The sequence below is a fragment of the Leptospira abararensis genome (assembly GCF_016918735.1).
GTDB lineage: Bacteria > Spirochaetota > Leptospiria > Leptospirales > Leptospiraceae > Leptospira_A > Leptospira_A abararensis.
Genome location: NZ_JAFFPR010000060.1, coordinates 146649 through 159111, shown reverse-complemented (window position 1 = coordinate 159111; position 12463 = coordinate 146649). Strand labels below are relative to the sequence as shown.

General features: G+C 40.0%; 11 protein-coding genes. 7 read left to right on the top strand and 4 right to left on the bottom strand.

Translation table 11 applies throughout. The annotated features are described in order from the left end of the window. Window positions 1-13 precede the first annotated feature (13 nt). Complete coding sequence (locus JWG40_RS18050; protein ID WP_205287156.1) at window positions 14-1081, bottom strand: MraY family glycosyltransferase; 1068 nt, start codon at window positions 1079-1081, stop codon at window positions 14-16. A gap of 77 nt (window positions 1082-1158) precedes the next feature. Here JWG40_RS18050 and dapA point away from each other — a divergent pair, with 77 nt between their 5' ends. From dapA to JWG40_RS18030, 4 genes are read left to right on the top strand one after another with little or no spacing between them, the layout of a single operon-like run. After that, on the top strand, window positions 1159-2043 hold the full coding sequence (dapA, locus tag JWG40_RS18045) for a 4-hydroxy-tetrahydrodipicolinate synthase (protein WP_205287155.1): 885 nt from the start codon (window positions 1159-1161) through the stop codon (window positions 2041-2043). Further along, window positions 2036-2839 carry a 4-hydroxy-tetrahydrodipicolinate reductase gene (gene dapB / locus JWG40_RS18040; RefSeq protein ID WP_205287154.1) on the top strand — a complete coding sequence of 268 codons (804 nt, stop codon included), beginning with the start codon at window positions 2036-2038 and terminating at the stop codon, window positions 2837-2839. The genes dapA and dapB overlap by 8 nt, the downstream gene beginning before the upstream one ends. Before the next feature lies 1 nt (window position 2840). After that, on the top strand, window positions 2841-3671 hold the full coding sequence (cdaA, locus tag JWG40_RS18035; RefSeq protein ID WP_205287153.1) for a diadenylate cyclase CdaA: 831 nt from the start codon (window positions 2841-2843) through the stop codon (window positions 3669-3671). Continuing rightward, window positions 3668-4714, top strand: coding sequence for a CdaR family protein (locus JWG40_RS18030; protein WP_205287152.1), 1047 nt, complete (start codon window positions 3668-3670; stop codon window positions 4712-4714). Before cdaA ends, JWG40_RS18030 begins: the two co-directional genes overlap by 4 nt. A 104-nt stretch (window positions 4715-4818) precedes the next feature. On the opposite strand, the gene JWG40_RS18025 is transcribed toward JWG40_RS18030, so the two are convergent. After that, a complete protein-coding gene (locus JWG40_RS18025; RefSeq protein ID WP_232369479.1) occupies window positions 4819-5706 on the bottom strand; it encodes an alpha/beta fold hydrolase in 888 nt (295 codons plus the stop codon). 86 nt (window positions 5707-5792) lie between these two features. Between JWG40_RS18025 and JWG40_RS18020 the strand changes: the two genes are divergently transcribed. After that, entirely contained in the window at window positions 5793-8354 is a 2562-nt protein-coding gene (locus tag JWG40_RS18020) for an adenylate/guanylate cyclase domain-containing protein (protein ID WP_205287436.1), read from the top strand. 10 nt (window positions 8355-8364) lie between these two features. On the opposite strand, the gene fliF is transcribed toward JWG40_RS18020, so the two are convergent. After that, window positions 8365-10065, bottom strand: a complete 1701-nt coding sequence (fliF, locus tag JWG40_RS18015) for a flagellar basal-body MS-ring/collar protein FliF (protein WP_205287151.1) — start codon at window positions 10063-10065, stop codon at window positions 8365-8367. A gap of 146 nt (window positions 10066-10211) precedes the next feature. Between fliF and JWG40_RS18010 the strand changes: the two genes are divergently transcribed. Further along, window positions 10212-10460 (top strand): AbrB/MazE/SpoVT family DNA-binding domain-containing protein, encoded by a 249-nt coding sequence (locus tag JWG40_RS18010; protein WP_205287150.1) that lies wholly within the window; start codon window positions 10212-10214, stop codon window positions 10458-10460. Continuing rightward, on the top strand, window positions 10454-10777 hold the full coding sequence (locus tag JWG40_RS18005) for a type II toxin-antitoxin system PemK/MazF family toxin (RefSeq protein WP_205287149.1): 324 nt from the start codon (window positions 10454-10456) through the stop codon (window positions 10775-10777). The genes JWG40_RS18010 and JWG40_RS18005 overlap by 7 nt, the downstream gene beginning before the upstream one ends. A gap of 70 nt (window positions 10778-10847) precedes the next feature. On the opposite strand, the gene JWG40_RS18000 is transcribed toward JWG40_RS18005, so the two are convergent. Then, the gene (locus tag JWG40_RS18000; protein ID WP_205287148.1) at window positions 10848-12317 is read right to left on the bottom strand and encodes an aspartate aminotransferase family protein; all 1470 of its coding nucleotides are present in this window, start codon (window positions 12315-12317) and stop codon (window positions 10848-10850) included. Window positions 12318-12463: the final 146 nt, after the last annotated feature.

Genomic DNA, 12463 nt, shown 5'->3' with positions numbered 1-12463 from the left:
GAGTGCGAAGACTTTATGCAAGGTTTTTTCTAGGGATAAGAGTCCAAAGAAGACCATAACTAATGACTGAATAAAGCAAAAGAATGGCGAGGGTCATTAGGTTGGAAATTCCATTGGACTTTAATACAAAATGGATACAAACAACCGTGAGGTTTAAAAGAGAAAAAATAACCAAAGAGCCAACTTTTCCTAGTTTGGTTTCCGTAATTCTCTGATAGAGATGTTCTCTATGTGCTGAGAACAAATGTTTTTTTTGAAAGAATCGTTTGATCAGAATAAAAATTCCATCTAACCAAAAGTATGGGAACAAATAAAAATAATAAGTCACATCCCAAATACTGGAATTTGGTTTCCCCCACTTTCCAACAAACAAAGGTAATGCCATGACTAAAAAACCTAAGGCTAAAGATCCACTGTCACCCATAAACAATTTTGCTTTTGGAAAATTATAAAATATAAATCCAAACATAGAGAGAAACAAAATAAGATACAAACTATAACCAAAATGACCTACAACATAAAATTGGGGTGCGACAATTGCCAAAGAAAAAAAGGAAAGAAACAGAGTGGTAACTAAATACCAATCCATTCCATCCATAAAGTTTACCAAATTGACTGCAAATACAAGAAAGACAGTCAAAAGAAAAACCTGGAAAGGTTTTGGAAGAGAAATCATTCCGAAATATGTGATCTCGGGGTTCGTTCCAACTAAAAAAAGAGCTACAACGGTAAACTCTAAAAACAATCGAAGTTTCGGCGTGAGGTGATATAGATCATCAATAAAACCTAAAACACAAAATATAAGAGCCCCAGCTAACAAAAGATAAATATCCAGTCTTGGTCCAGATTCCTCTGGGAAAGGAAGTGAATTTCTTCCATTAGAAGAAAAGAGGAGATAAATTACCGAGACAAGAAACAGGGGAATGAAAAACATTCCTCCTGATTTTTTGGTCACAACGTCGTGAAGGCTTCGTTCGTTTGGCACATCTTTGACGCCAAAACGGGAATAGACATAGAAAGTATGCAAAATAAGGCTGAGAATGGCAAGAATGGCTAGTATTGGCGGGAAAAAAGAGACCATTTTCGCAAAGTTTATCTGTACGGGGTCTTTTGGCAGTTTTTTATTGCAAAATTCCGTCCCTCTTCGATGTTTAATTTATGTTTCAGGGCGTTTATACTGCGGTCATCACCCCCTTCCGCCAGGGGAAAATCGATTATGATAGTTATTTTAAAATCCTAGAAAACCAAATCCGGTCCGGTGTGGCAGGAGTGGTTCCCTGTGGGACTACGGGTGAATCTCCCACTCTTTCTTACGAAGAACATAAAGAACTCATCCAGAAGACGGTTCAAGTGGTTGCAGGAAAGATTCAGGTCATTGCAGGAACGGGATCCAACTCCACCAAGGAAGCCATTGAACTCACTGAGTCCGCTTGCGCCGATGGAGTGGATGGAATTCTTTCTGTGAATCCTTATTACAACAAACCCACACAAGAAGGGATGTATCGTCATTTTACAGAAATCGCTAACGTATCTTCCAAACCGGTGATGTTATACAACATTCCTGGCAGAACCAATGTTAATTTACTGCCAGAAACCGTAGCAAGGCTTGCGACCCACCCAAAAATTGCAGCGATCAAAGAAGCAACGGGTGATTTGGGGCAAATGGCTAAGGTAATTGCTACTTCGCCAGCTAACTTTGAATTATTGTCTGGGGATGACAATCTAACACTTCCGGTATTGTCGATCGGAGGAAGGGGGGTTGTATCTGTTGTATCCAATCTTTTTCCCCGAGCATGTGTGGATATGGTGTCCTTATATTTACGAGGAGATTTGGAAGCTTCCAAAAAGATTTATTACAAACTCCTTCCAGTGTTTATCAGTGCTTTCATTGAAACAAATCCCATTCCTATCAAAGCTGCTATGAGTTGGTTTGGGTATTGTGAAAATGAACTTCGTCTTCCTATGACAGCTTTGTCTGAAGGATCGCCTGCCGATGCTTTCAAAAAAACCGTTTTCCAATTAAAAGAGGAAGGCATTGTCTAAAATCAAAGTCGGTGTGATTGGTGCTGGCGGAAGGATGGGGAAGGCCATCATCCAAGTGCTTTCTTCGTCCAAAAAATCAGAGTTAAGCGCAGCCGTTGTGAGAGAAGGAGCTGTCTATTCTGGTTTTGATTCTGGAAATCATGCAGGAATCAAAGAAACGGGGATTTTACTTTCTACCGACTTACAAAAAGCATGTGAATCTTCTGATGTGTTAATTGATTTCAGCACACATACTGGATTTGAATCCATTTTGAATATTGCCCTTGCCAGTAAAAAACCTTTGGTGATTGGGACAACAGGACTTACCGAATCGGATAAAGCCCTCATCCAATCGGCCGCCACTTCTATACCGATCGTGTTTTCACCCAATATGTCTGTGGGAGTGAATTTGTTATTTAAGTTAACAGAGATCGCTGCAAAGGTGTTAGACGAAGATTTTGATGTGGAAGTTTTGGACATTCACCACCGCCATAAAAAAGATGCCCCGTCGGGAACGGCCATGTATTTAAAAGAAGTTCTTTTGAATGCCACCAAACGAACGGAAGATAATGTCATTTATGGTCGGCACGGAATGTATCCGGAACGGGACCAAAAAGAAATCGCCATGCATACCATGAGAGCTGGTGAAGTGGTTGGGGAACATACTGTTTATTTTTTAAGTTCCGAAGAACGAATAGAAATCACTCACAAGGCTCAGGATCGCAAAACATTTGCTACTGGGGCCGTCAAAGCCGCCGAGTTTTTACACGGCAAATCCAAAGGACTCTATAATATGTTCGATGTGTTAGGAATCTAAATTGGATTTTTTTCGAGGATTATACATCATTCCATGGAGTAAAAACTATATCTCCATAACATTGGATGTATTAATCGTCGCATTTTTAATTTATAAAACCTATACCACACTTCGAAGGACTCGTGGAATCCAACTATTGCTTGGAGTGGGGATCATTTGGATTTCTGGAAGTTTTGCGGAATACTTGGGCTTTGAACTTCTGGAATGGATCTTGACCAACATCAGACCAGCACTTGTGTTTGCTATTATCGTTTTATTACAACCAGAGTTACGTCGTTTGACTGGAGATTTGGCTCGTATCCGTTTACTTAGGTTGTTCTTTCTGAAACCTACGTTTGATTTAGATCCCATAGTCGAAGCGGTTCGGATCATGTCTCAGGAAAAAACGGGTTCTATCATAGTTCTCGTCAAAGACATTAGTTTGAAAGATATTTCAGAAAATGCAGTCCCTATGGATGCACAAGTAACCTCAGAAGTATTACAAACAATCTTCTTTAAAAATTCTCCTCTGCACGATGGGGCTGTGATCATTGAACAAAATAGAATCGTTTGTGCGGCCTCTTACTTACCTATGAGTAGTTCTGTGGAGATTGCCACACTCGGTGCAAGGCATAGGTCGGCACTCGGACTCTCCGAAGAAACAGATGCTATCATTATCGTTACATCCGAAGAAACAGGTGACATTACCATTTGTTACGAAGGGGAAATGTTACACCCAGTCAAACCACTGGAACTCAAAGCACTTGTCAGCGGGCTTATGACAGGAAGCCGTAGGACAAAAGATGATTCGCTCCGTAAACCAAAAGAAAAGGATACGGGGGTCAGTATATGATTTTGAAACTGTTGGGAAAATTTGTTAGAAATTGGAAAGCAAAAGTTGTTTCTCTTATCATTGCCAGTATTTTTTATGTCAATCTTCAAAATTCCAAAGTATTAATTAAAACAATTAATGTCCCTATCGACTATCCAAAGTTATCTGGCAATTTAAACTACTCTAAAAATCCGGAAAAAACAATCCCGGTTCGAGTGGAAGGATTGAAAGATGTGGTGAATTATTATTCGCAGTTTATGAAAGCTGTGATTGATCCAGAAGACGTTCAACTCGGAGTTACGGAAGTTCCCATTAAAAAAATCGTAGGTGTTCCGAGCGGAGTCAAAGTCACCAAACTTAAAAAAACAGTTCCCGTGGAAATTGAATCGCGTGGATTAAAAGTAGTCCCTTTGGAAGTTGTATTTGAAGGGGCACCTCCGGCTAACTTTGAAAAGCTGACTCAGATTGTAAGTCCACAAAAAGTAACTTTAAGTGGAAAACCACAAGACTTGGAAAAGATCTCCAAGGTTCTATTGCCAGAAATTTCACTCACAGACAAGAAGGAACCTTTTGCGAAGACTGTTCGTATTCCTGATCTTCCGAAAGGAGTCAATGTCCTTGGTAATCGGGATGTGACTGTGAATGTAAACATCATTCCCCTTTCTTATAAAACGGGAGAACAAACTGCTGCAGGAATCCCTATTGTTTGTTCGGGACTTGATGGAAAGTTAGATGCCGAACTTTCTGAAGAACAAGTGGCGATTCGTTATTTTTCTTTAAAACCGATTCGTTCGGCACAGATTCTAACAGGAATTACAGCCCAAGTACCTTGTAACTATATCTTCGATCCCATCAAAAACAAAATCGTTCCTGAATTACAGCCGCAAGTTGCTAAAGTACGAATCATAAAAAACAAAGATCTCAAAGGAATTGAAATTTTACAAATCAGTCCTGAAAAAATTGAGATTCGTTATAAAATCAAAGAACAAAATCCGGAAGCCGATCCGACAGATGATGGAACCGGGCTAGAAGTTCCCGGAGAATTTCCATCTGATAGATCGTAAAAAAATCGCATTTAATTATAGTCTTTAACTTTAGATAGGTCTTAAACTAAATCACCAATTTGAGAGCGTATTTTTAAAGTTTTGAATTGATTTAAATATAAGTTCTATTTTAAAAATTCATAAATTTCTTTAAAACTTTCTTCTGGATTTTCCCATTGCGGGTAATGTCCGATCGATTCCCAACGAATTAATTTTTTGTTTTTGATTGGGAGTTTTTCTATTTCATCTGCTAAATGACTTCCACTCACGGGATCTTCTCCGCCATTAATAAAAAGGAGTGGTACTTCCGTTTGTAGGAGAGCATTTTTCCAACGTTCCCCGTGTAATCTTCTGTCTGGAATGTATTTCAAAAGTTTGTGTGGGATGAGAATTTTGTTTGGATAGGTAATCAATTTCCAAAGAACAGATATTTCTTTGTCTGTGGGTTTAGTATTTTTCCCGAAAACTTGACTGAATGCGACTCCAAATTTTTTTTCATCATAGAACCTTGCGAGAATTGCACCTAATATTGGTGTGGCGAGGAGTTTTTGTTTGAATGTGGGTCTGTGTAAATGGGGGAAAAGTCCTCCATTAAAAAAAACAGCTCCATCAATTTCATACTTCCGCTCAGTTCGTTCTAAATGCCTTGCTAAGATTTCTTGGCCCACACTCACTGCATAATCATGAAAAACAAACTTCACCCTCCGAAGTGCATTTTTTTCAATATAACTTTCAACGATATCAGCTTGTTCCATGAGCGTGTATTTATGTTTTTTGGGTTTCGAAGAATATCCAAATCCTAAAAAATCAATGGCGATTGTATTAAAATAACGAGACAGGCCATTAAAAATTTTGGAGTAATCCCAAGAGGATGTAGGAAACCCATGGAGTAAGATTAAGTTTTGTCCTCTTCCTTCTTGGATATAAAAGATTTGAAACTTCTTATATTCGAAAAATTTACCGGCAGCCAACCATTCAGTAGCGTTCTTTTTTGGAAAATTTAGATCAACCATATCCGACATAGCACAACAAAAGAGGAAGTGAGTCAAATAGAAGAATTTGCTACTTTATGATTTCCCGAAAGCCGATCTTTATAGGGATGGAATCATACCCTCTTATTTATTTTTTAAAACCAGAAGGAATTATATCGGATTGGGAATACTTTTGGTATCAGATTCCTTATGGGGCTCCAGGAATTCTGACATTTTTTGTAGGATTATTTCTTAGTTACTTTGCCTTCCAAAAATTTCGTAAATCGGATGATGAAAATAGAATCTTCCATTTGAACTTAACCATTGCTTTTATCAGTTTTGGATCAGTTGGGCTTGTCCTCACCACGAGAGCTTGGATTCAGGATGTAAACACATTAGTTTTTTGGAATGATCTACTATACTTCCTTGTGGCACCCTTGGCCCCTGCTGCCTTTTATTTGGCCTACCATATGACGGGTAAACAAAGTAAGTTATTATTGTATTATTCGTATGTGTGTTGGTTTGCCAGTTTTGTATTGTATTTTGGAGTTCTGATTGGCAAAGGGTTCGAAACCACCGTATTTGAATTCACGTTTGGAAAGTATCCTAGAGGGAGTGCTTATGTGCGGCCATGGGGAATTTTGGCACCTCTTGGATACTTTTTACTCATTTTACCGTCATTTATCAAACACTACCAATACATTCGCAAACATTACCATCTAACATTGTTTCATGGGGTAAATTTACTTTTTTTACTCACAACGATGAATGCCCCCAGTATCCTTGGATTTAAAGTGTATCCAGGAGGATTCTTTTTATTCATTCCGATGTTACTGGTGGCCTACGGAGTGTTTCGATCTGACTTTTTTGATGTGAACGAACTTCTATTCCAAAAGAATGGAATGTTCTATTTTTTATTTGCGCTTTTGTCTTTTGTTCTGATTTTTATTTCCTTTGGGGTTTCTTTTGGATTGTCACCCGATGCCTATGAATCTGCGAAATGGTATCCCTGGGGGATTCCTCCCGTAGTATCCGTGTTTGGTGCTGTATTTTTATCCATCATTGTAGCGGGAGCCAATCCTTCGGCAAGGATCAACCAACTCTGTGCCTTTGCGCTGATCCTCACTGGTTTTTATGTGATCCAATCTGTTCCTTTGAAATTAAACATTTCCTATGTAGTGCAACTTAGAATCTCTCAAATGACATTCGTAGCTTTCGCCTTTGCCCCAAGTATTATGGTACGTTTGGTATTTGAAGCTATCGGTCAGAAATCACCCAAATGGATCCAAGGAATTGATTTTCTTTGTGTCTCTGCCGCAGTTCTTGCTCCTTCACCTTATTTATTTGTTGGGTATTTTGACTATCCATGGTCGAGAGTCCACCACGGAGGCCCTGCGGAATTACTTGTGGGTGCGAATGGCGCGATTGCTTTGATTTTGGTGCTAGTTACTTTTTTACGAAACAAAGGTTACATTAACTTTGCTTCCAAATGGATCATTGGTTCCTTTCTACTATCTGCGGTTTTACTTTTAGCAGCATTACTTCCTAGTCATGGAATTCCGATTTATCCTTTAGCGGACTTTCAATTTGTCCCAGCGTTTTTACTCGGTTATGCGGTTCTCCGTCATGGAGCCTTATCATTGGAAGGACGAACGATCCAATTAAGCCAAAGACTCGCCAATTTAGGTCTTATCACGATGGCAATTGCTGCCATTTTGTATTTCCCACTCATACGTGAGCAATACGGAGTCGGGGAGTCGGCATTTCACCTAACCATGATTGTATTGCCACTGGTATTATTCAACTACCTTGTGGTCTACATCATGTCTCGTCCCTTGGCAGAGGAACTTGATATCAGTTATTTTCTCCTCGATTTAGAAAAACAAAAAGCGGATGAAGAAAGAGAAAAAGCCCTCATTGCCCAAGACAAAGCAGAAGAGGCAAGAGAAGAATCAGAAAAATTGTTACTCAACATCTTGCCTTATAAAGTAGCCCAAGAACTGAAACAAAAGGGAAGTGTTACTCCATCACGGATTGAAAACGTAACGGTTTTATTCACTGACTTCAAAGGGTTTACCAAAGTGGCCGAAGGTATGGACGAACAAAGTCTCATTGAGGAACTTGATGCATGTTTTACTCAGTTCGATGAAATCATTCTCAGGAACAATTTAGAAAAACTAAAAACCATTGGGGATAGTTATATGTGTGCGGGTGGTGTTCCTGTAGAAACAAGAACCAGTGCCATTGACGCCTGTTTGGCGGCCCTCGAGATCCAAAGTTTTATGAACCAATTGAAAGAAATTAAATCAGCGCTTAATTTACCCTTTTGGGAGTTAAGACTTGGACTTCATACGGGGCCAGTGGTTGCAGGAGTAGTCGGACGATTTAAGTTTGCCTATGATATTTGGGGAGATACAGTAAACACCGCTTCACGCATGGAGTCGGGTGGAGAAACGGGAAAAATCAATGTCTCCAAAGAAACCTATGAACTTGTGAAGTATTTTTTTATTACCGAATATAGAGGGAAAATTCACGGTAAAAATAAAGGGGAATTGGATATGTATTTTGTGAATCGCCTAAGGCCCCGTTATTCGCAAGACCCAGACGGAAAAGCACCGAACCAATACTTCCGGGAAGTGTATTCCCGGATATCCAACGGTGCCAACATTCGTTGGAAAAACGGAGATTGAAGTTCTTATCTTAAGTCTGTTCTTCCTCGGCAAGCCAAGTGCGAAGTAACTGAGCCACATCTTCTGGTTTTTCTTTTGCCAAGTTGATTGCGTTTTCCAGTAACTCGCGTCTGAGTTTTTCGTCGAGGGAGAGTTCGACTTCTGCTCCCCCTTCGTCCATGACTCGTAGAGCCGCTTCCCGCATCATTTGTTGTTGCGCTGCCAGTTCTTCTTCTCTGAGTCTTCTTCTTCTTGCGATTTCTTTTTTGATCGCACGATAGACTAAGATCGCAAGGATGAGTAGGATTAAAATTACGAGAGAAGCAATGACCATATTCCGAATGGCTCTTTGTTTTTGAAACTCTTCATCTTCCGCACGGAACTGTTCAGTTCTATCTTTGGGAATCGTAATCACACTGATTTGATCCCCACGTGATCTTGTGTAACCAATCGCTGCTTCTAAGTTTTTACGAACGAGTTTTAGATCATTCTCAGCAACAGGAATGTACTTTCTATCATACCCAAGTCCATCTTCTCTTTCTTTTCGTTCCCAAACACCATCCACAACAACAGAGAGACCAATTTTTTCAATTTTCCAAGGTTGGCGTTTGATGTCTTTGACTCGTTTGTTGAACTCATAGTTATTGATGTTTTCATCTTTCGAGTATTCTGCTTTTTGGTAGTCCGTGTCTTTGTATCCAGGAGGAAGGTTTGGTTCTGTTCCCGCTGGACCGTCAGGTGTAAACCCTCGTCCTTTAAACGATTCTTTGGTTTCTTTGGAAGAAACTTTTAATGAATACCCATCCACAAGCTTTCTTTCGTTATACGGTGTTTCCGGGTTATCTTCTTCGGCAACGACAGGTAGTACTTCGTTTTCGGTTAAGGACTCTTGGTCCCAATTGAAAGAATATTCAAAACGAGTGATGTCCACACGATCTTCTCCACCCAAATACCAACGTAAGGTATTCCGAATGTCGATGAGTCGTTTCACACGTTCTTCTTCTTCAATCCTCAGTTTTTCTTGGACGATACGAAGTTCTAATCTTTCTTTTTCTAAGTCTTCTTCAAAGTCTGAAATGATTTTACCATCAGGATCGGCCACACTTACGTTTTCCGGTTTTAATTTGGGAACAGCCCTTGCGACTAAGTTCACAATCCCTTTGATTTCTTTTTTACTCATTCCCTCTACACCAGGTTTGAAGTGAAGGATAACACTTGCCTTTACCGGTGAAGCGTTGGCTTCAAAAAGATCTCCTTCAGGGATAGCAATGTTTACATCGGCTCTTTCTATTGGGCGTAAGGTGTTCAGTGATTTTTCAATCGCACCTTTGAGGGCTCTATACTTTTTAATGTCTTTGTCAAATTGGGTCTCTGTAAACTTTTCAATATCAAAAAGTTCCCAACCTGTCACACCGGCAGGAATTAAATTTTCCTGTGCGAGTTTGGTGACGATCTCTTGTCTTTGGTCTGGATCGACAGTGATGAGACTTGTTTCACTGGAGCCATAGGAATACCCAAGGGCATCTAGTTTTTTTGTGACTTCAGAGAAGTCTTTGGAATCCAAATCCTTAAAGAGAACCACACGGTTTCTTTGGGACGAGACATTGGAGAGGATGATGACTGCCACTACCACTACGGCGAGCACACCACCCAAAATCATTTTTTTGGTTTTATCGAGTTTGTTGAACAACTCTTTGAGATTATCGATGATTTTTTGCAGTGGTTCAGGCATAGTACGGGCCTCGTCGTGATTTGAGACATAATGCCCCGATTCTTCGGAAACGTACAAGTACTTTTCGGAATGGGGTAGAAATAAACCCGATTTTTCCTGGAAATTCCCATTGACGGGTTTTTTGGAGTGATTACATTGTAATTACTATGAAAACTTCTATTGTACAGATCGGAAATTCAAAAGGAATCCGAATTCCTAAAACTGTTTTGGCGGAATGTCACATTGAAGATGAAGTCGATCTACAAATAGAAGATAATAAAATCACCATCACTCCTTATAAAAACAAACCACGCTTAGGTTGGGAAGACCAATTCAAAGCGATGGCGGAAAGAAAAGAAGATCAGTTACTCGTTCCAGATTCCGTTGATTTAGATTCAAAGGATTGGGAATGGTAATCCATCAATATGACATCTATCTAATCAATTTAGATCCGATCGTGGGTTTTGAAATTAAAAAATCTAGGCCTTGTATTGTCATCTCTCCGAATGAAATGAATCAGTACATAGGAACTGTGATGATAGCACCTATGACCACTAGGTCGAGGAGTTACCCAACAAGAGTAGATATAACCTTTCAAGGGAAAAAAGGTGCCATTGTTTTGGATCAGATTCGAACGGTTGATAAAACAAGATTGATTCAAAAACTGGGTTCGACTGATCCTAAAACCATTCAAAAAATCAAAAAAGTGATCCAGGAAATGTTAGTCGACTAACTCCATCTCCTGGATTGTTATCCTATTACCTATTACCTATTACCTATTACCTATTAACGCTGACTTTTTATTAAGCCACACCTTCCACTTTTTGAAAGACTCTTTCAAATCGTTTGAGAGCATCATCAATCACGGCATCGGTATCGGAAGCACTTGTGTAAAGCCGACTTCCGGCGAGGGTCACAAGACCTTCTGACATATAAGCCGCTCCCATTTCTTCCATCGCATGTTTTCTTTTATGAGCTTCGGCAATGGTTTTTTTGATGGTCCAGAACTTCTTGATATTGATATCGAGTAACATCGTACCGACGGTCTCCAAATGGCAAATGGAACCTTGGTTGAAAGCCACAAAAGGGAGATCGTATTTTTTGATTAGTTTTTGTAAACCTTTGGTTAAACGGTCTCCTGCACGGCCTGATTTTTCGAGGGCTCCTGTTTTTTCCATTTCACAAAGAGTAAAGTAACCGGCAGCGGAGCTTAAGGGATTTGCGGCCATCGTTCCACCGATTAACGCCTTTTTGGTGCCGGTTTGGAGACCTGCAGATACATATTTCATGTATTCTTTTTTTCCACCAAGGCCACCAGCAGATGGATATCCACCCGCAACAACTTTTCCAAAAATAGTTAGGTCAGGATCCACACCAAAGTACCCTTGTGCCCCACTGAGGCCAATGCGGAACGCTGTCACTACTTCATCAAAGATAAGGAGTGCCCCATATTTGTTACAAAGTTCTCTCACTCCTTTGTTGAAATCAAAGTCAAGAGGCCTTGTTCCACTTTCTGGTCCGACAGGTTCGATGAGAACAGCTGCGGTTCCTCCATGGAATCGATTGCGTTTCAAAACGGATTCTAAAGCGTTCAAATCGTTCGGATAAAATTCTTGAGTGTATTTGAAAATGGATTTAGGAACTCCGTTGGCTTCGAAATGCCTTGTGCCAGGAATACGAAGTCCATAGGCCAATTGGTCACTCCAACCATGATAAGCCCCACCCATCTTCACGATGTTTTTTTTCTTTGTCGCAAGTCTTGCCACTCGAATGGATGCCATACAAGCTTCCGTTCCTGAACCTAACATGCGAAACATTTCCACCGAAGGAACTAACTCTACAATTTTTTCAGCTAACTTATATTCGTATTCATGAAAGAGTCCAGTTACAGGCCCCGTTGTATCTAAAAGTTCTATGACTTTTTTGCGAACAACACTTGGATTGCTACCAAGCACTGTTGGCCCACCCGCTTGTAAAAAATCGATGTATTTGTTTCCGTCCAAATCATACAAATAGGCACCGGATGCTTTTGTAAAAACGAGAGGAAAGGGATGGTTAAAAGAAAGATTGTGTTGTACGCCACCAGGGATGTATTCCGAGGCTTTGGTGATCATGGCTTTGGATTTAATGCATTTTTTCTCGAAGTAATTTTCGAGGATGCTGTCCATCGCGTCTTTACGAATGGATCGGATCGGAAGGGAAATTAATTTCCGTAGGTCTTTGTAGATTTGGTCTACATTGGGGTATTCGTTCATGGAAAAGCCTTGGGCCATTGATTCTTTCCTCTTCCGGGTCTTTTTTATTGACAATGAGTGATAACTCACTCATTGTCAACCAGGAATTGATAAAATATTGCGGGAAAGCCGGAATCTTTGGAAATTTCTATAATTTCCTGGAGAAATCCAGCCTTTTTTCGTTT